Here is a 23202-nt window from a genome sequence, read left to right as displayed (position 1 = left end):
TGTAGGCATGAGGAACCTTTTCCTCGACTACCGGCACGAACTCCAGCGCACGTTTACGGGAACCTCCGGAACGCCGCCGGATTGGGTGCCGCGCCTTGCCGAAGGGAACGACGCCGGATATCACCTTCCGGGGTCGGCGGTCTGGGCTGTGCACGGCTCAATGTCCACCATCGTTGCCGGAATCCGGGTGCTCCTGATGCAGGCCCTGCATCCAGGAGCACTCGCCGGCGTGTACGAACACTCCGGCTTCAAGGAAGATCCCCTCGGCCGCCTCGCCACCACCATCCGCTGGATCTTCACGGTGACCTACGGGTCCACGGAAGCGGCCGAGGAGGCGAGCGGCCGGGTCCGGAAGATCCACAAACACGTCAGAGGGACGTATGTGGATGGCAACGGGGCCCAGCGGACGTACCAGGCCAATGATCCCGAACTCCTCCGGTGGGTACACGTGACGTACGCCGAGTCCTTCCTCACGGCGCACCGCATCTTCGGGGGGCCAATTCCTGGCGGACCCGATGCGTACGTCCGTCAGTGGGCTTCGGCGGGCCGGCTCATGGGCGTGGAGTATCCGCCCCTCACAGAGGCCTCTGTCCGACGGGAAATCGAAGAGTGGCGCGCCTCCGGCGTCCTCCGCTCCGATCATCGGCTGGCCGAGACCGTGGCTTTCATCCGCCGCCCGCCACTGAGCCCCTTGCTGAGGCCGGGGTACCGCATCCTCTTCGCGGCCGCCGTCGAAAGCCTCGAACCGGAGTACCGGGAGATGCTTGGACTCAAGACGGCCCGGATCGGCCCGGTCCCACTGCCCGCGATCCCGGCCGCACGAGTCGCCCTGGCCATGGTTCACCTGGCCCTGGGCCGGCGCGGCCCCAGCGAACTAGCGGCCCGAAGCCGGCTTGAGCGGCTGGGTTGGCCGAACTAAGGCATCCCACTTTGACGTGACAAGTGAGAGTGGTAGCTTGGTAAATGCAAGGCCCTAGGCAGTTCATCTGGCTGTACAAAGGGTCTTGCATCCCGCGAACCCTCCGATTGCCGGAGGGTTCTTGCGTTAAGGATGCCTCCACCAAATCATTCCCTGGTCAGAACCATCCAACCAATGCTTGCGGAGCCTGCTGAAGGCGATCGCTGCCCCGGGCAAAGGCGTGATGCCGTCACCCCAAATTTCGGGATGGTCCTGAAGGTGTTTGTGGAATGAGCAATAGGCAATAAGGTCGACCGCCTGGATCAGCTGGCTGTATCTGCTGTCCTGCATCAAAACATCTTCCAGAACCCGTCGGTCCGCGATGTCGAGGCTGCGATGCACCCTCCTGTAGGCGGCCGCGTTTCTGGCTGCTGCGGTCCACTGCTCCCACCCTTTGTGCGGCTCCAGGAGGTCGTCATCGAGCAGATGTTTGAAGCCCTGCAAGCCGTCGTAGAAGACAACTACGTATGTATCCTCGGAGCGCGCCCAGTCATCCAGGTGTGCGATGACTTCCTTATAGAGTTCGTGATTTCGCGTCGTTGCCATTCCAAAGCTGACAACCCTGAATTGTTCGTAGTCAGCCAGCGTCCTAAGAAGGACCCGACTGGCGGCGGCGCGGGCAGCCTTGCCAAATTTCCTGTCCTGCTCGGGCGTATCACAGAAAGAACCCCGTCCCTTCAGGAACTTGTTCGCGTGTATTTCCGTATTCTTACCCACACCCCATTCAGTGTGGATGCGCCGGCGCCCTTCAAGCCATGACTTCAGGAGTCCGTTCCAATGCTTGTCTTCCACCAGAAGCGCCGACATCGTGGAGCCAACCCTGGAATCGCCCGAATCATCGATGTAGCAGAAATACACAACAGTTCCTCCCGCGCCAAGCCCCGCAAACACGGGTCTTCTGTAGGTGGGCGGGATCGATGATTTCTGACGCGATTGAAGGAGGCGACGCCGGGCCTTCCGCAGAATCAGAAAGCCCGGCGCCGCGCGGCTGCTAGATCAGTTCGTCCGAGAGGTGGTTCGGCGTGCCGAAGCGGTGGGCCGTGATGGACACAGCCTGTTCGCGGAGGAACGGCAGCATCTCGATCCGGCCGGCCTGGGTCACCGCACCGTGGTAGACAGCGATGTCCGGACGGCCACCGGTCGCCGCGCTCAGCGCGGTGAAGTCGCCACCGATCAGGCGGATGCGGCCGCCGTCGAACGCTGCTGCGCGGGCCAGCCACGCGGCGTCGTCCTCAACCCGCACGCTGACGCCCAGGTTCGCGAACACGGTCACCACGGCGTCCGGAAGTACGACGGCGGAACTCACCTTGAGGGCCGAGCCTGCCACTGCGCCGGCAGCCACCGTGCGGAGCAGGTCCACGAGCCGCTCGCCTTCGGAAAGGCGGATGGTGACGGGGATGGGGCGGTAGCGGAAGACGTTGCGTTCTGCGGTCAGTCCGGAGACGTCCTTGCGGGTGCCGAACTCCGAATCCCAGGCGGCAGCGTCGCTGAAGAGTGCTTGCTGGAGGGTCTGGAGTTCGTCGGCCGTAACGTCAGCCGACTTGGCAGCGGTCAGGATCTGCGAGGCTTCGCCCTGGAACGTGGTGCCGCGCTTGGCAGTGGCCTCGGCCGGGAGCCAGGAACCCAGGCCGATCAGGTAGTTGGGGCCACCTGCCTTGGTTCCGGCTCCGACCGCGGACTTCTTCCAACCACCGAACGGCTGGCGTTGCACGATCGCACCGGTGATGCCGCGGTTGACGTAGAGGTTTCCGGCTTGGATGGTGTCCAGCCAGATGCCCATTTCGGCGGAGTCCAGGGAGTGCAGGCCGGCGGTGAGGCCGTACTCGATCTCGTTCTGGATGGCGATGGCCTCTTCGAGGGTTTCGGCGGTCATGACGCCCAGGACCGGGCCGAAGAACTCGGTCAGGTGGAAGTAGGAACCGCGCTTGACGCCCGAGCGGATGCCCGGGGACCACAGGCGGCCGGACTCGTCGAGGCGTTCGGGCTTGATGGCCCAGGTTTCACCCTCGCCCAGGGTGGTGAGGGCGTTCAGGAGCTTGCCGTTGGCGGGCTCGATGATCGGTCCCATCTGCGTGGTGGCGGTCTCCGGGTAGCCAACGGTCAGGGAACGGGCGGCGTCGATGAGTTGGTTGTGGAACCGCTTGGACTTGGCCACCGAGCCAACCAGGATCACGAGCGACGCGGCGGAGCACTTCTGGCCGGCGTGACCGAACGCGGAGTACACAACGTCCTTCGCTGCCAGGTCCAGGTCAGCGCTCGGGGTCACGATGATGGCGTTCTTGCCCGAGGTTTCCGCGAGCAACGGCAGGTCCTGGCGGAAGGAACGGAACAGCTCAGCGGTTTCGTAGCCACCGGTGAGGATCACGCGGTCAACGCTCGGGTGCGAGACCAACTGGGTGCCCAGCTCCCGCTCTTCGAGCTGCACGAGTGCCAGTACGTCCTTGGGAACGCCCGCCTCCCACAGCGCCTCCACCATGACCGAACCTGAACGGCGGGCCTGCTTTGCGGGTTTGATCACGACGGCGGAACCCGAGGCGAGTGCCGCCAGCGTCGACCCAGCGGGGATCGCCACCGGGAAGTTCCACGGCGGGGTCACTACGGTGAGTTTCGCTGGGACGAACGTGGCGCCGTCGACCGTTTCCAGGTCCTTGGCGCGCTCTGCGTAGTAGTGCGCGAAGTCGATCGCTTCGCTGACCTCGGGGTCGCCTTGGTCGATGGTCTTACCTGTCTCGGAAGCCATGACTTCGAGGAGTTCGGCGCGGCGGGCTTCGAGGACCTCGCCGGCGCGGTGCAGGATCGCGGCACGCTCGACGGCGGGGCGGGCACCCCAGGCCTGGCCGGCATCCACTGCGGTGGTGATGATGCGCTCAAGTTCGGCAGCGTCGGAGACCTTGGTGGACTCAACGGTCTTGTTGCCTGCCGTGGAACCGGGGATGCGGGCCAGGATGTCGCGGCCCCAGGCACGGTTTGCGGGGAGGGCAGGGTCCGTGTCCGGGGTGTTGCGGAAGCCTTCGGTCGGAGCAGGCTCAGCCGGGAGGCGGCGGTCCTGCTTGCGGTTTGGGCCAGGGACGGTCTCGCTGAGGTTCGCCAGGGAGTTCAGGAAGCGCTGCTTCTCGCGCTCAAAGAGGGGTTCGTTCTCACTGAGCTCAAAGACCGCGGACATGAAGTTTTCCTGGCTGGCCCCCTCTTCGAGACGGCGGATCAGGTACGCAATGGCGACGTCGAATTCGCCAGGGTGGACTACGGGTGTGTAGAGGAGCAGGCTGCCAACGTCCTTGCGGACCGCAGTGGCCTGCCCGGTTGCCATGCCCAGCAGCATCTCGAACTCGATGCCCTCAGTGACACCGCGCTGCTTGGCCAAGAGCCACGCGAAGGCGACGTCAAAGAGGTTGTGCCCGGCAACACCGATGCGGACGGCGTCCACGCGCTCCGGCGTGAGGGCGTAGTTGATGACACTCTTGTAGCTGGTGTCCGAGTCCTGCTTGGTTCCCCACGTTGCCAGCGGCCAGTCGTGAAGGGATGCCTCAACCTGCTCCATGGGAAGGTTGGCGCCCTTGACCACGCGGACCTTGATGGGAGCACCGCCCTGGGCGCGGCGGGCCGCGGCCCATTCCTGGAGTTCCTGCATGGCGCCCAGGGCGTCCGGGAGGTAGGCCTGCAGCACGATGCCGGCCTCGAGGTTCTTGAATTCAGGCATGTCCAGGATCCGCTTGAAGACGGCGATGGTCATGCTCAGGTCCTTGTATTCCTCCATGTCCAGGTTGATGAACTTGGGCTTGCTGAAGGACGCAGCGAGGCGGTACAGCGGGGTGAGCTTCTCCACCACGTGGTTGACGGCTTCGTCGAAGGCCCACGGGGAATGCGGAGCCACGGTGGAGGATTCCTTGATGGAGACGTAGTCCACGTCCTCGCGGGCAAGGAGCTTGAGCGTACCATCGAGGCGGCGCTGCGCTTCGTGCTCGCCGAGGACAGCTTCGCCCAGAAGGTTCACGTTGAGGTGCACGCCGTCCTGGCGGATCTTGGAAATGGCCGGGCCAAGCTTGGCATCAGTGGCATCCACGATCAAGTGGCCCACCATCTCACGGAGCACGCGGCGGGCAATCGGTATAACCACCTGCGGCATGACCGGAGCCATCAGGCCACCCACGCGGACCGCGCTGCGCATGTACCAGGGCAGGAACGTGGGCACCTTGGGGGCAAGTTCGGCAAGTTTCCGGGCGGCGACCGAGAGATCCTCCGGGCGGATGACGCCGTCGACGAAACCAACCGTGAAGTCCAATCCGTTCGGGTCCTTCAGGACGCCAGCCAGGCGCTGCGCGGAGACATCAACGGGGATCTTGCTGGCTTCTGTCAGCCAGTGACGGACCAAGGCAATGGCTTCGGTTGCCAGTGCGTCGAACTGCCCGGAATCCTGGGTGCGCGGGGAGGTCGCATCCGGGAGGGTGCTGGTCATGAAGGGCTCCTTATGGGACGGAGTAGTTTGCTTGTTTCCATCAGTATGGATCTACAATCCCATTAGGAAAAGCGATCTTTTCTGACGAATATTCGTTATCCATCCCGATGTTTTGGAGGCAGCCGTGCTGGACGTCCGCAGGCTCCGTTTGCTGCACGAATTGAAGATCCGCGGGACCCTCGCGGAAGTGGCCGATGCCATGCAGTACAGCCCCTCGTCGGTATCCCAGCAGTTGACGCTCCTGGAGAAGGAAGCCGGCGTTGAGCTGCTCCGGAAGGCCGGGCGCCGCGTGCAGCTCACACCACAGGCGGAGATCCTGGTGGCGCACACAGCGGCGCTCCTGGAAACGCTGGAACGCGCCGAGACTGAACTGGCCGCCTCCCTGTCCACGGTCACCGGTACCGTGCGGCTGGCCGTCTTCCAGTCCGCGGCACTGGCACTGCTCCCCGACTTCCTCACCATCATGCGCCAGGAGTACCCCGAGGTCCGCGTGGAGATGACCCAGCGCGAACCGGAGACAGCCCTGTATGAGACGTGGGCCCGGGACTTCGACATTGTGGTGGCCGAGCAGTACCCCGGACACGCCGCCCCGCACCACCCCGGCCTTGATCGCGCCACCCTGACCAGCGACGCCATCCGGCTCGCCACTCCCCCGGTGGGCCTGGGCGGCGAACACATTGCGTCCATCGCGGACACGGCGTCCATGCCCTGGGTCATGGAACCCCGCGGCGCGGCATCCCGGCATTGGGCAGAACAGGCCTGCCGTTCGGCGGGCTTCGAGCCGGACGTACGCTACGAAACCGCGGACCTCCAGGCACAGATCCGACTCATCGAGTCAGGAAACGCCGTGGCTTTGATGCCCGATCTTGTGTGGACGGACATGGAGCGGCCGGTGCAACTGCTTGACCTCCCCGGGTTGCCCGCCCGCACCATCTTCACGTCCACCCGGACAGCAGGGCGGATCCACCCGGCCATCCTCGCCTGCCGCGAGGTTCTGGAGCGGGTGGCAGCCGCGCACCGCCAGTAATCCCAGGCACAATCCCTGGGCACGCAAAAGGCCCCGATCCAAAGGACCGGGGCCAAACGCGGAGAATGGGGGATTTGAACCCCCGAGGGCGTTAACCCAACACGCGTTCCAGGCGTGCGCCATAGGCCGCTAGGCGAATTCTCCTTGCTTTCGAACCGAAAGCAGATACCACTGTACCCGAGATTTTCGGCATCGCCCAATCGGGGGTCGGCACTCACATCAGGCAGCGTTTCCGGCTCGCGCTTTAACGGAAAAATGGACGCCCCCAACGCGCCCATTCTTGCGGTATCACCGTTGAGCTGCCGGGTCCGGCCCCTCTTGCCCAGGCCCCGCAGCTCACAATCTGGAAATTGCCCCAATCGGTGTACATACTTATGGTCCGCTGTGACTCGCGGATATGCAATGCTTTGGCCGCCTTTTGGCGTTCTTTACTGACAGGATGTGCCCATGACGCAGCTCCACGCCCTGGTCACCTACGTGCCGGTGGACCACCTCGACGAGGTTCTGCGGGCGATCGGGGATGCCGGTGCAGGCCGGATCGGCGATTACTCACATTGCGCCTTCACGTCCCCTGGGACGGGCCATTTCACGCCCCTCGCAGGAGCCCAACCCTTCATCGGTGAAGTGGGCGTCGCGGAGCAGGTGCCTGAAGTGCGGGTTGAGTGCGTGGTTGCCGCGGACATGCTCGACGGCGTGGTGCTGGCTTTACGGGCAGCACACCCGTATGAGGAACCGGCTTTCATGACCTGGCCGGTACAGGGGTGGCGGTGAGGGTCTGGGCCCCCACATCCGGGGATTCGCCTGCTCTGATTCTTTGGGCTCGCTAACCAGCCGCTAGGGCGGGCCGCCACCCAAGGCCCTTGCGACGGTGGAGATACTGACGCCCAGCGTGCTGGCGATTTCGCCGAGGGTCATCTTCTTGAGCCTGAGGTCGCGGGCCGTCTCCAACTTGTTCTGCGTCATCGCTGGAGGCCTTCCGCCAAGCCGGCCCCGGGCACGCGCCGCATTCAGCCCGGCCCTGGTGCGTTCGGACATCCGGTTGCGCTCGTATCTGCCAATCGATTCGAAGATCTCAAGGATGAGTTGACCACACGGGCTCCCCGTATCCAGCCACGGTTCAGCGAGGGCGCGGAACCTGACGCCTTTTCCGGCGAGCGAGGCAACAATATCGGCCAGATCCACCGCGCTGCGGCCCAGACGGGACATGTCACTGACCATGAGCGTGTCTCCGCTCTTCAACTCCTCGATGCAAGCCCGCCACTGCTCCCTGATTTCAGTAGCTCCCGAGGCGCGCTCCTCATACACCTTCACTGCTCCCGCCGCCTTGAGGGTGGCGATTTGGAACGAAAGCGATGGACCCACCGTCCCTTCCCTCGCGTAACCAACTGAAATATTTCCTTCCAACAATTTCCCAAAAACCTCCCTTTCTTGGGTTTCTCGCTTTTTGATTCAGAGAACGACTTTTGACATGCAAACCCTTTCATTCAAGCGCATGAAACCCGGCGGGAAGTTTCGTTTGCAGAAATCGACTTTAGAGGGAACCCTCCCCGAGTCGATCACGGAAACCGCTTATGGCCTCCGCACGGCCATTATGACACACGGCGAAGAATGGGAGCCGGAAATGAGAAATTGCCGGATAAGAGGATTTTGTCCTGTCCCAGTGGATGGCAATACTCAATTCACGTCAGGCAATCCGCCTGATCACGTTTCCCTCAAAAGGATGGATCACGATGGAAAACAGCTATTCAGCTCCCCGCATTGCCCACGCCGGCTCGTTCCGCAAGGTAACGAACGGAATCTGGTGTGGCCGCTACCGCGACCTCTTCTGCGGCCGCTCCATTTTCAAGCCCTGGTTCTGCTAGGACCTTGAACCAACTCAAGGCGGGTGCCGCCTCTTTGCGGTAACCCGTGTTGATTTCGGCAACGGGTTTTGGCAAAGGATCATCCCTTGCACGAGGTGGTCCACCCGGCACAAACCCTACTTTCCCGGGATTGACTTTCGGGAATTAGCTGGAGGAACAATTAATAAGCTCTCCAAGGGAAGGAGGAAATCGATGGAAAACACCTATTCCGCTCCGCGCATCGCACGGGTTGGTTCGTTCCGCAAGGTGACGAATGGATATTGGTTCGGGCGTTGGCGTGACATCTTCGGCGGTCGCGCCTTCATCAAGATCACCATTGGCTAACCCGCATCACGCCGTTCAGGCGGGAGCCCCACCCTCGGGACGGGGCTCCCGCTCTGCGCCACTCTCCACCCTCCGACGAATACCGCAGGTGCCATCGATTCCATGCATGAATACTTCCTTCCCCACCACGCTTCCGCCGCTGGCCAGGCCGGGTTGATTCCTGCCGGCGCCCAGGTCACCTTCCTCGATCCGGACTACGACTCCGTTACCCGGCCCCGCCGCAACCAAGCCCCGGCTGAAGGTCCGGAGCCGCGCTACGCCCCTTTCGCGTACGGCTCCCTTTCCACGGCACGGACGCTGTACTGGACCGACATCGAGGGAACTCACGTCGGGTCAACATCCCAGGGCGCCCTCCGTCGAATCGCCAAGAGGAAGTTGGACCAAAACCGTGTCCGCTTGGCACTTTGCGCCAACTTGCCGGGCTTCCTCCGCCACTTGCCCTTCTGGGAAGGTGTGCACGCCGTACAGCCCGGCTTCGCCCTGACATTCAATGATGGCCGCGCCAAGTCGGTGGACCTTGCACCAGTGGCGGGTGAACCTTTCGCCGACCTGTCGGACGCAGCACTTGCCATGTCCGGTGCACTCAAGGAGTCCATCGCCGGACGGCTGGCCAGCTACGGAACGGTGAGCGCCGATGTCTCAGGGGGCATGGACTCCACAAGTTTGGCGTTCTTCCTGGACTCGCTGCAGGAAGGAAGCATCTTCTATCACGCGGGCACCGACGATCCGCAGAACCGCGACTCCGAGTTCGCGCGGAGGGCAGCCGACGTCTTGAGGGGCCAACTCATTGAACTGGAATCGCTGACGTCCACCTCTGCCGCCTTTGGCGAACCCGACCCCGCCATTGGCGCCCTCGACGACGGCCCTCCCGGTTGGGCTGCGAACTCGCACCACCTGGGCTCATTGTTTACGGATGCCGCCCGACGCGGTGTGCGCGCCCATCTGACCGGGATTGGCGGAGACGAACTGTTCGATCCCCTTCCCGCCATGGCCCTCGGACTCCTCTCCACGTCCTCGTGGAAAGCCGGCGTCCGCGTCCTGCGACGGCTCGGCAAAATGCAACGATGGCCGGCCATCTCGCTCGGCCGGGCCGTCGCGTCCAAAGTCGGATTCGACACGGAGGTGCTGCGGCGCGCCGGGAATGTCGGCAATCCCGTTGATGGACCCGGCGAAGCCTTCTCGTGGGCTCCGGGGTTCGGCCTGTCGCGCTTCGCCACCGAGGAAGCCCGCGAGGCGGTGGCTTACAAAGTACGCGAAGGCCTGGAACGGGGAGCCCGGCCCCACCATGCTGAGCGCTTCAGGCACCAAATGACCGAATCCCTGATGTTCCAAGGCGAGATCGCCCGCCAGGTCAACCATGCGTACAGCCAGCTGGGCGTCGCATGGGAAGCGCCTTTCCTGGACGACCACGTCATTCGGCTGGTCCAGAACCTGCCTGTCGAAGCGATCCTGGGCGTGGTGGAAAGCAAACCGCTCCTGGCGCGCGCCACCAACGGAGTGGTACCCCGCTGGATCTTCACCCGCGAAGACAAAGGGGAATACAGCTCGGACCTTTTCCAGGAGTTCAAGGCAAGGCGCCGCGAACTGTCCAGGCTGTTCGATGACAGCTGCCTGGTGGACATGGGACACGTTGACCCGACTGCCGTACGGAGTGCGCTCAGCATGCCGGTCATCGGCACGGACGAACTGTATGAACTGGAGCACCTGGCCGGTGTGGAGCGATGGATAAGGAGACTCATATGAGGAAAGCCACCAAGGCGATCGCCGATTCGGATGTTTTTGAAACAGCGCCCAAGCTGACGTTCAACCTCGACGACGACGGCCTGACGGTTTTCGACGCACGCGGCGGCTCGTACTGGCGCGGGAACGCAACGGCGGGAGAAGTGATGGAAGGCATCCGGCTGGGTCGGCCGGTCAACAGCCTCATCACGTCCATCGCAGAGGCCTACAAGGTGGACCAGGAACGCGTGCGCGGGGATGTTCATGCGCTCCTGGCAGAGCTGGAGCAGCACGGAATCATCCAGCGGGTTCGGCAATGAGCCTGCCCATCGTTCCCCAGCGCGCCATCATGCCCCGGGGACTGGCATTGCTGAGAACACGGATGGTGGTTGCTTTGGCGTGGCCCATGACCTTGCTTCCCCCGGCCCTGCTCGAGTCAGTCTTCCGGGCCGTGGTGCACCGCTCCCGTGCAAGCAGCCATGCCCAAGCGCGCCGCATCCGGGCTGCCGTGTGCGCGGTCAGCTCCCGGTGCGCGGGCGAGGGCTGTTTGCAGCGTTCCATCGCCGTGTTCCTCCTCTGCCGTTTGGAGGGCCATTCCCCAGCGTGGAAGACCGGCTACCGGCTTGAGCCGTTCACGGCACACGCGTGGGTAGAGGTGGATGGTCAGCCAGTCGACGAGCCGGCGGCCATCAGCGGCTACATCCCGGTGCTCGCCGTCAGCCAACCAAGGACCGCCTCATGACCATCGAAACCCAGGCTGTGGGTTCCCGGCGGGCAGGGCTGGCCGAACTGTTCCGCCACGTCGCCGTCCAGCGCCGATTACTCGCGGTCATCATCGTCCTGAGCCTCGCCGGGTCCGGTCTTTCCCTCGCACAACCGTTGCTGGTGCGCGAGGTAATCGACCGTGTTACCGGCTCAAGGCCCCTTGAACTGTTGCCGTGGCTGGTAGGCGGGCTCGTCGTCGTCGGCGGAATCCTGGGCGGCGTCAACCAATACCTGATCCAGCGCACCGCGGAGACGGCCATCAGGAGGTCAAGGCACGGCCTGATCCACCACATCCTCCACTTGCCGGTGGCCACGCTCGACCAACGCCGTGTGGGAGACCTCGTGGCCCGGGTCACGACGGACACCACCGTGGTCCGCAACATGCTCAGCCAAGGTTTCGTCGAGTCCTTCGCCGGCATCTTCACTGTCATTGGTGCGCTCGTTTCCATGTTCTTCCTGGACCCGGTCCTCCTGCTCATTGCAGTTGGTGCCTCCGTTGGGGCGGTCATTGCCGTGGCCTGGGTGACCTCCCATATTGAACGTGCCAGCCTGGGTGTACAGAACTCCCTGGGCAAGCTGGCCGCCTCAATGGATCGCGCCATCAGGGCCACCCGGACGGTCCGCGCCGCCAATGCCACGGAGCACGAAGCCGGCCGCGTGGAGGACGACGCAACGAGCGTGTGGAAGGTCGGGCTGAAGGTAGCCGCCACAACGGCACTTGTTTCGCCCATCTCGTCCATCTCCACGCAAGCCACCTTCCTCGCCGTCATCGGCGTCGGCGGCTGGAGGGTGGCGTCCGGAGCGCTGACGGTGGCCGACCTCGTCTCCTTCATCCTCTTCCTGTTCCTCCTGATCGTGCCGCTCGGTCAGCTCTTCGGTACCGTCACCGCCATTGGCGAGGCCCTGGGCGGAGTGGCCCGGATCAACGAGATACTGCAGCTTCCAGTCGAGAACGACCGGCCAAAGCGTGCGCCGACCGGCACCATTGGCAATTCGAGCCTGGTTTTTGAGGGCGTGGGTTTTCAGTACACCGACCACGACGGCGGTGACCAAGCCCGGCAGGCGACGCTCAGCGACGTTTCTTTCCGCGTGGAACCCGGGCAAACAGTGGCCATTGTTGGCCCCTCCGGAGCCGGCAAGAGCACCATCCTGAACCTTATTGCCCGCTTCTACGACGCTTCGGCGGGCCGCATCCTCTTCGGGGGTGCCGACGTCGAAAGCGTCACCAGGTCAGCAGTCCGCTCGCGGATTGCCTACGTCGAACAGGACGCACCGGCGCTTGCGGGAACGCTGCGTGACAACCTCAGCATCGGAAATCCCAACGCCACTGATGAGGACATGGTGTCCATCCTTGAGCACTTGAACCTGGGGTCCGTGCTCCGGCGATCGGAGCACGGGCTCGACGCCGGGATCGGCGAGGGAGCCGTCCTGCTGTCCGGCGGCGAGCGCCAGCGGATCGCGGTGGCCCGGGCACTCCTGGGAAACCCCGCGGTGCTGATCCTTGACGAATCAACATCCAACCTTGACGGCGTCAGCGAGGACCGGGTCCAGGAACTCATCGCCGAGCGCGCGTCGGGTTGCACCCTGGTGATCGTTGCCCACCGGCTGGCCACCGTGCAGGGCGCTGACATGATCCTGGTTATGGACAGGGGCAGGGTGGCCGCCTCGGGTACGCACGCTGAGCTGGTCCAGAACTCACCGTTGTACCGCGAACTGGCCGCCAAGCAGTTCCTCAACAGGGAGTCCGACGGCGGGATAGTGTCCGACGGCGGGGCGCTGCCTTACGCGCACGACGCCGTTGGTTGAGGCAGCGACGGACATGCCAGACGGTGACCAACCATGGATCGTGACGCTTGCGCGCGCTGCCAGGTCGGAAAGCACCAAGCTCCTGACCCTGCCGTTGTTCCTTTACACCGCAGTTGGGACCATCCTGTTGAGCATCGGCTTTTCGTGGATCACCACCGCGTTGGTTGCCGCGGCACTGGCGGCGGGAAAACCCGAAGAGACCGGTGGATTGGACGCGGGCAGCGCTTTCCTCACAATCCTTCATTTCGGCCAGATAGGCGTCATCCTGGTGGGCGCTTGGGCAGTGCACCAGGAGGTTGACTCCGGCTCGCTCCGCAGCACCCTCATTGCCGTTCCGCAACGCTCCGCGGTTTTCGCCGCCAAGGCACTGGTGGTTTCCGGTGGCGTACTGCTGACGGCAATACCCAGCGTGGTGGGAGCAACGGCGGTCCGGTGCCTTGCGGTGGACTGTTCCGCCGAGGGTGCCCGGATAGCGCCCGACGTACTCCTGGGCGTGGTCCTCTACTGGATCCTCATTGCCCTCTTCACGTATGCCCTGTCCGTCATCCTCCGCAGCGGCCTGGCAGCGATGAGCGCGGTCCTGGCCTTGGCCCTGATCGTGTCCACGTATTTGCTTCCCATCACAGCCGCAGCGAAGTTTCTTCCGGACCAGGCCGGCGCGCAACTCTACCAACTGCCTCCACTGCCTGTTGATGCCCTGGGGCCGGTGGGAGGCGGGCTGGTCCTCCTTGCCTGGGTGGCGGCGGCAATGGGTGGCGCCTTGGTGCTGTTCATCCGCCAGCCGGTCCGAAATTGAGAACCAAAGGGAGAAGAATCCAGTGATCGAAATCAAGAACCTGTGCAAGCGTTACGGGAAGTCAGCCGGCATAGAAGATGTCACGCTGACGGCCGAGCCGGGAAAGGTGACGGCCTTCCTTGGACCCAACGGCGCGGGAAAGTCCACCACGTTCCGGCTGCTCCTGGGGCTGGACCGCGAGGACAGCGGGTCGGCGCTGATCGAAGGAAAGCCCTACCGGGATTTCGCCTCGCCCCTGTGGACCATCGGCGCACAGTTCGATGGCTCCGGCGCGCACAAGGGCCGCACAGCACGCGCCCATCTCACCTGGATGGCCCAATCCAACGGCATCCCCACCTCTCGCATCCCTGAGGTCCTCGAGTTGGTGGGCCTTAAGGATGCGGCCGGCAAACGCGTTGGCAAGTTCTCCCTGGGGATGGGCCAACGGCTGGGAATCGCTGCCGCGCTTCTGGGCGATCCTCGGATCGTGGTCCTCGACGAGCCAACCAACGGACTGGATCCTGACGGCATCCGCTGGATCCGCATGCTCCTGCGCAGCCTCGCCGAGGCAGGCAAGACCGTCCTGCTCTCAAGCCACCTCATCAACGAGGTGGAGCACATGGCAGATCACGTCGTGGTCATCTCCCAAGGCCACATTGTGCGTTCGGGCAGTGTTCCAGACCTGGTTGCGGGCTACCCGGACCTTGAGTCGGCGTACTTCGGACTGACGGGCAACCCGGCGTTGGACAGTGCATCGTGAGTGCGCCCGCCATCGCCAGGAGCCGACCCCGGCTGCTGGGATCCGAACTGTCCAAACTCATCACGCTGCGAGCCGTGTGGATCAGCGCCCTGGCGACTTTCGCCGTCGTCGTCCTCATGGGGTGGTCACAAGCGGGGCCGGTGGGGGAAGGGCTCCGGCGCCACGATCCGGACCTGGCACCTGGCGCAAGCCCGGCGACCGTAGGCTTCGACTGGGTGGCGCTTGGCCTCATCGGGATCATCGTCATCGGAGTCATTTCAGCAAGCAGCGAGTTCGTCTCAGGGCAGTTGCGTTCCAGCATGGTGGCAGTCCCCCAGCGCTGGCGCCTGTACGGAGCCAAGTGTGCGGCTGTGCTGCTGTTCGTCACCGCGATAGGTCTGGTGACCATTCCCCTTTTGAGCTTGTTGTCGCAGGCGGCCATCGGTGAACTGTCCGTGCTGGACGGCGGTCTTCCGGCAGAGTTGGTTTTTCGTTGGCTGGGCGCCATCGTGTTCTGGGACGCGTCTGCGTTGATTGGCTTCTCGCTGGGCATCCTGTTGAGGCAGGGCTTGATCCCCTTGTTCCTGCTGATCGTCCTGTCCCAGCTTTCGCTGATGCTGCTCCTTCTGGGACCCGCCCTTGCCTACCTGCCAACCATCGCCGGAGTCCAGCTTTTCGACGCCGGTTTGGTCACCGGTTCGTTCCCGAACGCCGCCCTCGGGGTTCCCCTGGCAGCCACTGCCACGGCTGCCTGGACGGCGGGCTTGCTGCTGCTGGCCGGCTGGAAGTTCGTGGCCAGGGACGTCCGGAACTAGCCGGTTCGGCGGCACGCCGCCACCCGCCGTCGGGCGTTTTCCACACCCCTCACCAGCCGATTCGAACCCCGAAGTAAGTTCGGGTAAGCTTGTCGACGGCCCCTCATGTGGCGTCATCCTGTTGAACTCCCCCAGGACCGGAAGGTAGCAAGGGTAGATGGGCTCTGGCGGGTGCATGAGGGGTCTCTTATTTAAATGTCAGTCCCTATAGGTAGGTTTCCCCTGTGACTGTTACAACTGCCCTGTACCGACGCTACCGCCCGGACTCTTTCGCGGACGTTATCGGGCAGGAACACGTCACGGAGCCGTTGATGACGGCGCTGCGCAAGAACCGCGTCAACCACGCCTACCTCTTCTCCGGTCCCCGCGGCTGCGGCAAGACCACCTCCGCGCGCATCCTGGCGCGTTGCCTGAACTGCGCCGAAGGCCCCACCGACACCCCCTGCGGTACGTGCCCCAGTTGCGTCGAGCTGGCCCGCGGCGGTTCGGGATCCCTGGACGTGATCGAGATCGACGCTGCCAGCCACGGTGGCGTGGACGACGCCCGGGACCTCCGCGAGCGCGCTACGTTCGCCCCCGTTCGCGACCGCTACAAGATCTTCATCATCGACGAGGCCCACATGGTCACGTCCGCCGGCTTCAACGCTTTGCTCAAGATCGTCGAAGAGCCGCCGGAACACATCAAGTTCATCTTCGCCACCACCGAACCTGACAAGGTCATCGGGACCATCCGCTCCCGCACGCACCACTACCCGTTCCGTTTGGTGCCGCCCGAGCCGCTCATGAAGTACCTGGAACTGCTGTGCCACCAGGAGAACGTTCCGGTGGCCCCGGGTGTCCTGTCGCTCGTGATCCGGGCCGGCGGCGGTTCCGTCCGTGACTCCTTGTCCGTCCTGGACCAGCTGATGGCCGGCGCCGGAGCCAACGGCCTCGACTACGAGCTCGCAGTGGCCCTCCTGGGCTACACCCACGCTTCGCTGCTGGACGACGTCGTTGATGCCGTCGCCGCTGCGGACGCCGCAACGGTGTTCCGCGCCGTGGACCGCGTGATCCAAACCGGCCATGATCCCCGCCGCTTCGTCGAGGACCTGCTGGAGCGGTTCCGCGACCTCATCATCGTCCAGGCCATGCCGGAGAGCGCCCACGCAATCCTCCGTGGCATGCCCGAGGACCAGATTGCCCGCATGCGCAACCAGGCCACCAACCTGGGCGCCGCCGAGCTCTCCCGGGCCGCGGACGTCACCAACACGGCCCTCACCGAGATGACCGGCGCCACCTCCCCGCGCCTGCACTTGGAGCTGCTCTGCGCCCGCATCCTGTTGCCCAGTTCCGAGCAGACGGAGCGGGGAATCGCCGCGCGCATCGACCGCGTGGAACGCCGCCTTAACTACGCGGGCGACGCCGGGATCCCGGCTCCCGCCGCCACGGCGCCTTCGGCCGGGGCTGCTTCCGCCGCGTCGGCAAGCAACACTGGGTCCAGCGTCCAGCCAGCGGCATCCGAACCGCAGCAGTCAGCACCCGCGCCGTCAGCACGCCCGGCTTCTCAGGCCCAAACTTCTCAGGCGCAGGCTTCTCAGGCCCAGGCCGCACAGCAGCCGGGTCCGTCCACTCCCGCCCCATCGGCCCCCGCGGAGCAGCCGGCACCGGCACAGCAATCCGCAGCGCCGTCGGGCCCGGCGGCGCCAGCCCCCACGGAATCCCGCTCCCCGCTCACCGCTCCCCGGGTATCCACCAGCGACTGGCCGGTAGAAGACCGGACGGCGACTGCAGCGCGCCCCACGCAGGAAACCCCAGGCGGGGCCATGCAGGGCGGCTACCCCCAGGGCAGCAACGCCCACGGTGCAGGCTCAACGTCACCAGCTGATCAGTCCCACACCGCCACCCCACCGACGGCACAAACACCGCCACCCGCAACCGCGCCCACCCCCGCGCCTGTGCCGTCCAACCCGGCAGCGTCGAACGCACCGGCCAATACGGCACCATCCCACCCGGCGCCGTCGAACGCACCGGCTGGAGCCGGGGACGTCGAGGCTCTCCGCCGGGCGTGGCCTGAAGTCCTGCAAACCTTGACCAAGGTCAAGCGCAGCACGTGGGCCCTGGTGGAACCCAATGCCCAGGTTGCCCAGTTCGACGGCCAGGTCCTGACCCTCGCCTTCACCACGGGCGGCCTCGCAGGAGCCTTCGGCCGCGGCGACCATTCGGAGAACCTTAGGCAGGCCATCCACAAAACCATCGGCATCGACTGCCAGATCGTGGCAGTCGCTGGCGGCAACAGCTCAGCGAGCTCTGAGCCAAACCCAAAAGCGCCTACTAGCCGGGAGACCCCGGCTCCGCCTGCTCCGGCGCCCGCACAAGCATCAGCACCGGCACAAGCACCGGCACCGGCACCGGCTGCTGCACCGTCGACGCCCAGCGCCGTCTCGGCCGTGGATACAGCCTGGGGACTGGCGCCCGCAAGCGCAGGCACACTAAATGGCAGCAAGCCTCCCGTACCCGGCGAAAGCAACCCACCCGCGCCGGGCGGCGCCCACGCGCCCAACCCCGACCGCACTGCCACGCCGAGCCCCAGCAGCGCGCCGAGCCCCACCAACGCGGCCGAGGCCGGCCAGGCTGCCTCAGACACCCGCACCACCACTCCGGCAAGCAGCACCCCACCCTCAAGCGCCAGTGGCACATCCACCACGGGCCTCACTGCTCAAGGCGCCTCGCAAGCCTCCGTCAACGGGCCGAACACCCCAGGCGAACTGGCGAGCCCCGCGACCGAGGCACCAAGCGGGACAGCACGGCCCGAGTGGCCCACGCCGGCCACCCAGCGAGGCAACACCACCGCTGAAACGGCCACCCCGGCGACCCCCGCCGCGCAAGCGCCCCTCAACGGGCCGGACACCTCCGTCCCGGAGTCGGCGGGCGATTACTCGTACCCCGACGACGATTGGGGTCCGCCGCTGGACGAGGACGCCCCGCCCCTGGACGAGGAACCCCCAATGGATTGGGAGCCATCGCCACGATACGGCTCCCCCACGGCAAACCAGGCCGGAGCAACAAACACCGGCCGGGAAACTACAGCTCAGGCACCAACAGCTCAGGCACCCACCGCCCAGGCAAGCCCGGTCCCGTCCCCGTCCCAGCCAAGCAACCCAACCTCCGGCACCACCAACCACAGCGGTCCCGAAACCACCACCCAGCCGGACAGCACCCAGGACCCGTGGTCCCGGGCCGTCGAGCAGGCCCCGGGCACGTGGGTGGTCGGAACGGAATCCAACGTGGGCGCCAAGTCCACCCAGCCGGCCGAGGAAGCAGCACCGGCCAGCGTCCCGGACTACGAACCGGCAGCGGCACAGGTCCCGGAGACCGTGGAGTACGGCCGCCCAACCAGTGGCGAACAGACCGGACCGTCGGGCTGGAACGTCGCACCGGCGTCGGACTGGCCCGGAACTGCGGGCGCACAAGCCCAAGCCCCCGCCGCATGGCCCTCAACAGCAGCGTCATCCGAGCCCCAGGAAGCGCGCGGCTCCGTCGCGACGCTCGAGGAGGGTGCGCCGTCGGGAAGGCCGGCCAAGCAGAGCCTGTATCAGCGGCTGACCAACAGCCCGGAAGCCCAGATGGGTCGTGTCCAGGCGCCCGCCCGCACCCAGGTCCAGCAAGAACCCACGGCTGAGGACATCCCGAGCCCGGAAGACGAAACCATCGAGGAATCGCGGGTGTTTGGGCGTGCCGCCGTGGAGCGTATTCTGGGCGGAAAGCTGATCGAGGAACGGGCCTTGGATGGCTCGCCGCTCAACCTGCGCTGACGGTGCACTCAGCCCACAAGCAACTAAACGAACGAGGAAATTGTGTACGAAGGTGCAGTTCAAGAGCTGATTGACGAGCTCGGCCGGCTTCCCGGCGTGGGCCCCAAGTCGGCGCAGCGCCTGGCGTTCCACATCCTTGAGGCCGACCCCGAGGACATGAAGCGGCTGGTGGCTGCCATCACCACGGTCAAGGAGCGCGTGAAGTTCTGCTCGGTCTGCTTCAACGTCACCGAGCAGGAGACGTGCAACATCTGCCGCGATCCGCGCCGGGATCCCTCGGTGATCTGCGTGGTGGAAGAGTCCAAGGATGTGCTGGCCGTGGAGCGTACCCGCACTTTCCGCGGCCGGTACCACGTGCTTGGCGGCGCCATCAATCCGATCGCGGGCGTGGGCCCTGAACAGTTGAGGATCCGCGAACTCCTGACCCGCCTCAATGATGGCGCCATCCAGGAGATCATCATTGCCACGGACCCCAACCTTGAAGGCGAGGCCACGGCAACGTACTTGGCCCGCATGTTGAAGACGATCGGGATCGCCGTGACCCGGCTTGCGTCCGGTTTGCCTGTGGGCGGTGACCTTGAGTACGCCGATGAGGTAACGCTCGGCCGCGCGTTCGAGGGTCGCCGCAACGCTTTGGCGTAGGCGGACTCAAACCCCCGCCGACGGCGAACGCCTGGTCCGCGCCAACCGTCCTGGCACATACACTGACGCAACCACCGCGCTTTGGAGCGCCAGTCCCGTGAGCGCAACGGGCAAGGTGGGCGGCAGTCCGTCGCTGGATTCGCCGCCGAGGCACGGCACGTCACGCTGGGGTCCGTCGGCTGCCCACTGCAGGCCAGAGAGTACCCAGGCGAGTTCGTTGTCCTGCGTCATTGATCCGGCCGCCACGCTGCCGAAAACCATAGCCGGGTTGCTGGCCGCGATCCACGCCACCCGGTCCGTGTGCGCAACCTCCACGGAGTGCAACTGTCCCACGCACTCGTAGGCAGTGATTCGGCCGGTATCGTCGCGTTCCACGTTCACCGGAATAGAAGCTTGCTCCACTGACATGGTGGACGGGATCAGCAGGACGGTGAGCACAAAATTGCCTGCGCCAAAGAACACCAGCAGCAGTCCCAGCAGGATGGCCCCGGGAGCCACGCGTGCGAACAATGCCCTGAGGCCCGCACCCATGAGCCCGAACAGCGTCACTTCCACGGCGGCAATCACGACGGCGGCACCCGCCAACGCGATCGGCCCACGACTGCTGGCCCCCACCAGGGCGAGGACGATCCCGGCCGGCACGGCGAACGCAGCACCGCGCAGGAGTCCCACCATGAGTGCGATGAGGAACCGTGACGCTGCTCGTCGAAAGCCCCACACGGCGCCCAGGATGGCTGCGGCAATGGCCAGCCACGCACCCATGACCAGATACACAGCCGCGGCGACCGGCGTCGAGAACCAGGCATTGGACTCCCCCAACGCGATGAGGCCCGCTGCGAGACCCCATGAGGCCAGGATTCCGAGTCCGCAGGCCAGCCAAAACCACACAGACCCGAATGATGCCCGCGCTTCACCCCACGCAGTCCATGCGGCGTCAACCATCACGTCCATGGGGCCAGGCTTGGGAGGGCTCGGCTCGGCATCGACCAGGTCTTCGCGGTGCGGGAAACGGTCATCGATCACGCCGCTGCCACCGATCAGTTCATAATCGGATTCACTGCCCCGCGTGGAATCCTGCCCGGGGCGGGCCACCGGCTCCTCAGGAACCTTGCCCACGGGTGCTCGCTAGCGTCATAAATTGGATGGTACGCCCGGCACGGTCGAGCCGAAACGCCCAGCGTAACCGCCATTTGGTCACAATTCCTGTGCGGACAGTCCGCGGCGATAAACTTTCCAAATAAGCTACGCGGGCGTGCCCAAATTGGTGCGTGCCGCGTTCGAACCCTATTGATGCAGTGAGGGTGCGCGCATGACTATGCCCACTACCGAAGTGAAAATCGAAGAGCTCCCTGACGGGGCTGCCATTACCAAGCAGCTGATCGTTCAGAAGTTCGGCGGTTCCTCGGTCGCCGACGCTGATGGCATCAAGCGCGTGGCCCAGCGCGTCGTGGACGCGCAGAAGGCCGGTAACGAGGTTGTGGTTGTTGTTTCCGCCATGGGCGACACCACCGACGAACTCCTTGACCTCGCAGCACAGGTCACGGATTCCGCGCCCGCCCGCGAGATGGACATGCTGTTGTCCGCCGGTGAGCGTATTTCCATGGCCCTGCTTGCCATGGCCATCAACAAGTTCGGTGCCTCTGCCCAGTCCTTCACGGGCTCGCAGGCCGGCATGATCACCGATGGTATCCATGGCAAGGCCCGGATCATCGACGTGGACCCGCACCGCATCCGCACTGCCCTGGACAAGGGACACATCGCGATCGTGGCCGGTTTCCAGGGCATGAGCCGCAGCACCAATGAGATCACCACGCTGGGTCGCGGCGGCTCGGACACCACGGCCGTCGCTTTGGCGGCTGCCCTTGAGGCCGATGTGTGCGAGATCTACACGGACGTTGACGGCATCTACACTGCCGATCCCCGCGTTGTCTCCTCGGCGCAGAAGATCGACCGCATCTCCAGCGAGGAAATGCTTGAACTTGCCGCATCCGGTGCCAAGATCCTGCACCTTCGTTGCGTCGAGTACGCACGCCGCTTTGGTGTGCCGCTGCACGTCCGTTCCTCATTCAGCCACCACGAAGGCACCTGGGTCATCCCGGGCGCCGATGAAAAGTTCAACATTCAAGAGGGAGTTGCCTTGGAGCAGCCAATCATCTCCGGCGTTGCGCACGACCGGTCCGAAGCCAAGGTCACCGTAGTCGGCGTTCCGGACATCCCCGGCAAGGCCGCAGCCATCTTCCAGGTCATTGCCGATGCCCACTCGAACATCGACATGATCGTCCAGAACGTCTCCACGCACGGCACGGGCCGCACGGACATTTCGTTCACCCTGCCGATCGTCGAAGGCGCAGACGCCCTGACCGCCCTGCGCGCTGCCGAGGGCCAGATCGGCTTCGAAAGCATCGAGTACAACGAGAACGTCGGCAAGCTCTCCCTGATCGGTGCCGGCATGCGTTCGCACCCGGGCGTTTCGGCCACCTTCTTCAAGGCCCTGTCCGACGCCGGGATCAACATCGACATGATCTCCACCTCGGAAATCCGCATCTCCGTGGTCACCAGCGCCGACAAGCTGGACGCGGCCGTCATCGCCATCCACAACGCCTTTGAGCTCGACGGCGAAGCGGAAGCTACCGTCTACGGCGGCACCGGCCGCTGACCCCAGCGAAAGCAACGCAAACGCACGACGGCGACTGCCGCCGTCGTGCGTTCGAAGGACCGGAGCACGCGCTCCGGTCCTTCGGCGTTTGTAGCAGGGTTGTCACCCCAGGCGGGCGTACCGCCACGACCCACTTTGGGACCGGCCCCGCGGGACACGCCGCGTTTTCAGGCATCTCCTGGTTTGTGCGCGTTCAAAGTCGGTGGTGGCGGCACGGCCGGGAGGAGCACTAGGCGGGCCCGTCAGGGGCCAGCAGCACGTCCACCAGCTTCCTGAGCCCTTCCGCCATGTCCACGTCCTTGTCGTAGAGCCACTGCAGCTGGAGCCCGTCGAAAGCGGCGATGACCAGCCGGGCAAGCGTCAGGGAGTCCACGTCCCCCCTGACCTCGCCGTCCTGCTGGCGACGGGCAATGTCCTCGCTGACCTCGCGAACCACGTTCTGGTAGCGCTCCTTGAAGTAGCCGTGGGAGTCGTGCCCGGGATCGTTGGCGGTTGCGGACGCGACGGCGTAGAGCGTGGTGAGCCCGGGCTCCCGACGGTTCCGCTCAGCGATGGGTGCCATGAGACGGACCCCCACCTCGGACTCTTCGCCCACAGCAACGGAGCGGCGGTCCCTCTCTGCCAGGACTGCGGTGAGCAGTTCCTGCTTGCCCTTGAAGTAGTGGAACAGCGTGGCTTCCCGGACTCCGACCAACTCTGCGACGCGTTTGAGCGCGGTCCCTTCGAACCCTTCGGTGGCGAAAACATCGGTGGCTGTCTGGATGATCTGTTCCCGACGCTCCGCACCTTTTGCGTACTGGCCGCGCGCCTTCGAAGTTGACATTGGTTCAGTGTATTTCACCGTCACACCATAAAAATCTAGTCAGACTC

General features: G+C 64.9%; 20 protein-coding genes, 1 tRNA gene and 1 other RNA gene. 16 read left to right on the top strand and 6 right to left on the bottom strand.

Annotated features, from left to right (window positions below):
• Window positions 1-7 precede the first annotated feature (7 nt).
• Window positions 8-919, top strand: a complete 912-nt coding sequence (locus ACH488_RS09020) for an oxygenase MpaB family protein (protein WP_397323666.1) — start codon at window positions 8-10, stop codon at window positions 917-919.
• Window positions 920-1045: 126 nt separating this feature from the next.
• Here ACH488_RS09020 and ACH488_RS09015 read toward each other — a convergent pair whose 3' ends face one another.
• Both ACH488_RS09015 and ACH488_RS09010 read right to left on the bottom strand, forming a co-directional pair.
• On the bottom strand, window positions 1046-1816 hold the full coding sequence (locus ACH488_RS09015; RefSeq protein ID WP_397323665.1) for a DUF3800 domain-containing protein: 771 nt from the start codon (window positions 1814-1816) through the stop codon (window positions 1046-1048).
• Between the two features lie 133 nt (window positions 1817-1949).
• Complete coding sequence (locus ACH488_RS09010; RefSeq protein WP_397323664.1) at window positions 1950-5411, bottom strand: proline dehydrogenase family protein; 3462 nt, start codon at window positions 5409-5411, stop codon at window positions 1950-1952.
• Between the two features lie 124 nt (window positions 5412-5535).
• Here ACH488_RS09010 and ACH488_RS09005 point away from each other — a divergent pair, with 124 nt between their 5' ends.
• The gene (locus ACH488_RS09005) at window positions 5536-6438 is read left to right on the top strand and encodes a LysR substrate-binding domain-containing protein (protein WP_397323663.1); all 903 of its coding nucleotides are present in this window, start codon (window positions 5536-5538) and stop codon (window positions 6436-6438) included.
• A 59-nt stretch (window positions 6439-6497) separates the two neighbouring features.
• Here the strand turns inward: ACH488_RS09005 and ACH488_RS09000 are convergent.
• Window positions 6498-6582: transfer RNA gene (locus ACH488_RS09000), tRNA-Ser, on the bottom strand.
• Window positions 6583-6885: 303 nt separating this feature from the next.
• Between ACH488_RS09000 and ACH488_RS08995 the strand changes: the two genes are divergently transcribed.
• Window positions 6886-7209, top strand: a complete 324-nt coding sequence (locus ACH488_RS08995) for a hypothetical protein (protein WP_397323662.1) — start codon at window positions 6886-6888, stop codon at window positions 7207-7209.
• A 63-nt stretch (window positions 7210-7272) separates the two neighbouring features.
• Here the strand turns inward: ACH488_RS08995 and ACH488_RS08990 are convergent, their stop codons facing one another.
• Window positions 7273-7842, bottom strand: coding sequence for a recombinase family protein (locus ACH488_RS08990; RefSeq protein ID WP_397323660.1), 570 nt, complete (start codon window positions 7840-7842; stop codon window positions 7273-7275).
• Window positions 7843-8168: 326 nt separating this feature from the next.
• On the opposite strand from ACH488_RS08990, the gene ACH488_RS08985 reads away from it, so the two are divergent.
• The 12 genes from ACH488_RS08985 to recR all read left to right on the top strand — a co-directional run bounded on the left by ACH488_RS08985 (window position 8169) and on the right by recR (window position 19676).
• Entirely contained in the window at window positions 8169-8300 is a 132-nt protein-coding gene (locus tag ACH488_RS08985) for a keywimysin-related RiPP (protein WP_397323659.1), read from the top strand.
• A gap of 192 nt (window positions 8301-8492) precedes the next feature.
• Window positions 8493-8624, top strand: a complete 132-nt coding sequence (locus ACH488_RS08980) for a keywimysin-related RiPP (RefSeq protein ID WP_397323657.1) — start codon at window positions 8493-8495, stop codon at window positions 8622-8624.
• A 102-nt stretch (window positions 8625-8726) separates the two neighbouring features.
• Window positions 8727-10367 carry an asparagine synthase-related protein gene (locus tag ACH488_RS08975; RefSeq protein ID WP_397323655.1) on the top strand — a complete coding sequence of 547 codons (1641 nt, stop codon included), beginning with the start codon at window positions 8727-8729 and terminating at the stop codon, window positions 10365-10367.
• Entirely contained in the window at window positions 10364-10663 is a 300-nt protein-coding gene (locus ACH488_RS08970) for a PqqD family protein (RefSeq protein WP_397323653.1), read from the top strand. Before ACH488_RS08975 ends, ACH488_RS08970 begins: the two co-directional genes overlap by 4 nt.
• Window positions 10660-11085: a lasso peptide biosynthesis B2 protein gene (locus ACH488_RS08965; RefSeq protein WP_397323651.1), complete on the top strand. Its 426-nt coding sequence runs from the start codon at window positions 10660-10662 to the stop codon at window positions 11083-11085. Before ACH488_RS08970 ends, ACH488_RS08965 begins: the two co-directional genes overlap by 4 nt.
• Window positions 11082-12914, top strand: coding sequence for an ABC transporter ATP-binding protein (locus tag ACH488_RS08960; RefSeq protein WP_397323649.1), 1833 nt, complete (start codon window positions 11082-11084; stop codon window positions 12912-12914). The genes ACH488_RS08965 and ACH488_RS08960 overlap by 4 nt, the downstream gene beginning before the upstream one ends.
• Window positions 12915-12954: 40 nt before the next feature.
• Entirely contained in the window at window positions 12955-13710 is a 756-nt protein-coding gene (locus ACH488_RS08955) for a hypothetical protein (RefSeq protein WP_397323647.1), read from the top strand.
• 22 nt (window positions 13711-13732) lie between these two features.
• Window positions 13733-14449 (top strand): ABC transporter ATP-binding protein, encoded by a 717-nt coding sequence (locus tag ACH488_RS08950; protein ID WP_397323645.1) that lies wholly within the window; start codon window positions 13733-13735, stop codon window positions 14447-14449.
• Window positions 14446-15243, top strand: a complete 798-nt coding sequence (locus ACH488_RS08945; RefSeq protein ID WP_397323643.1) for a hypothetical protein — start codon at window positions 14446-14448, stop codon at window positions 15241-15243. The genes ACH488_RS08950 and ACH488_RS08945 overlap by 4 nt, the downstream gene beginning before the upstream one ends.
• A gap of 94 nt (window positions 15244-15337) precedes the next feature.
• Window positions 15338-15434: signal recognition particle sRNA small type (gene ffs, locus ACH488_RS08940), an RNA gene on the top strand.
• A 33-nt stretch (window positions 15435-15467) separates the two neighbouring features.
• Window positions 15468-19034 carry a DNA polymerase III subunit gamma and tau gene (locus ACH488_RS08935; RefSeq protein ID WP_397323641.1) on the top strand — a complete coding sequence of 1189 codons (3567 nt, stop codon included), beginning with the start codon at window positions 15468-15470 and terminating at the stop codon, window positions 19032-19034.
• A gap of 42 nt (window positions 19035-19076) precedes the next feature.
• On the top strand, window positions 19077-19676 hold the full coding sequence (recR, locus tag ACH488_RS08930; protein WP_387434538.1) for a recombination mediator RecR: 600 nt from the start codon (window positions 19077-19079) through the stop codon (window positions 19674-19676).
• A 6-nt stretch (window positions 19677-19682) separates the two neighbouring features.
• Here the strand turns inward: recR and ACH488_RS08925 are convergent, their stop codons facing one another.
• On the bottom strand, window positions 19683-20792 hold the full coding sequence (locus tag ACH488_RS08925; RefSeq protein ID WP_397323639.1) for a hypothetical protein: 1110 nt from the start codon (window positions 20790-20792) through the stop codon (window positions 19683-19685).
• 193 nt (window positions 20793-20985) lie between these two features.
• On the opposite strand from ACH488_RS08925, the gene ACH488_RS08920 reads away from it, so the two are divergent.
• On the top strand, window positions 20986-22332 hold the full coding sequence (locus ACH488_RS08920) for an aspartate kinase (protein WP_397323637.1): 1347 nt from the start codon (window positions 20986-20988) through the stop codon (window positions 22330-22332).
• Window positions 22333-22561: 229 nt separating this feature from the next.
• On the opposite strand, the gene ACH488_RS08915 is transcribed toward ACH488_RS08920, so the two are convergent.
• On the bottom strand, window positions 22562-23155 hold the full coding sequence (locus ACH488_RS08915) for a TetR/AcrR family transcriptional regulator (RefSeq protein WP_397323635.1): 594 nt from the start codon (window positions 23153-23155) through the stop codon (window positions 22562-22564).
• Between the last annotated feature and the right edge of the window lie 47 nt (window positions 23156-23202).

It is taken from the genome of Paenarthrobacter sp. NPDC018779, from assembly GCF_044391085.1.
Lineage (GTDB): Bacteria > Actinomycetota > Actinomycetes > Actinomycetales > Micrococcaceae > Arthrobacter.
The sequence above is the reverse complement of the archived record's forward strand: the minus strand, read 5'-3'. Positions and strand labels throughout refer to the sequence as shown.

Excerpts from the sequence above, each read along its gene's own strand:
- ACH488_RS09020 (WP_397323666.1), top strand. The coding sequence starts at position 8 with ATGAGGAACCTTTTCCTCGACTACCGGCACGAACTCCAGCGCACGTTT.
- ACH488_RS09010 (WP_397323664.1), bottom strand. The coding sequence starts at position 5,411 with ATGACCAGCACCCTCCCGGATGCGACCTCCCCGCGCACCCAGGATTCC.
- ACH488_RS08995 (WP_397323662.1), top strand. The coding sequence starts at position 6,886 with ATGACGCAGCTCCACGCCCTGGTCACCTACGTGCCGGTGGACCACCTC.
- ACH488_RS08985 (WP_397323659.1), top strand. The coding sequence starts at position 8,169 with ATGGAAAACAGCTATTCAGCTCCCCGCATTGCCCACGCCGGCTCGTTC.
- ACH488_RS08980 (WP_397323657.1), top strand. The coding sequence starts at position 8,493 with ATGGAAAACACCTATTCCGCTCCGCGCATCGCACGGGTTGGTTCGTTC.
- ACH488_RS08975 (WP_397323655.1), top strand. The coding sequence starts at position 8,727 with ATGCATGAATACTTCCTTCCCCACCACGCTTCCGCCGCTGGCCAGGCC.
- ACH488_RS08970 (WP_397323653.1), top strand. The coding sequence starts at position 10,364 with ATGAGGAAAGCCACCAAGGCGATCGCCGATTCGGATGTTTTTGAAACA.
- ACH488_RS08965 (WP_397323651.1), top strand. The coding sequence starts at position 10,660 with ATGAGCCTGCCCATCGTTCCCCAGCGCGCCATCATGCCCCGGGGACTG.
- ACH488_RS08960 (WP_397323649.1), top strand. The coding sequence starts at position 11,082 with ATGACCATCGAAACCCAGGCTGTGGGTTCCCGGCGGGCAGGGCTGGCC.
- ACH488_RS08920 (WP_397323637.1), top strand. The coding sequence starts at position 20,986 with ATGACTATGCCCACTACCGAAGTGAAAATCGAAGAGCTCCCTGACGGG.
- ACH488_RS08915 (WP_397323635.1), bottom strand. The coding sequence starts at position 23,155 with ATGTCAACTTCGAAGGCGCGCGGCCAGTACGCAAAAGGTGCGGAGCGT.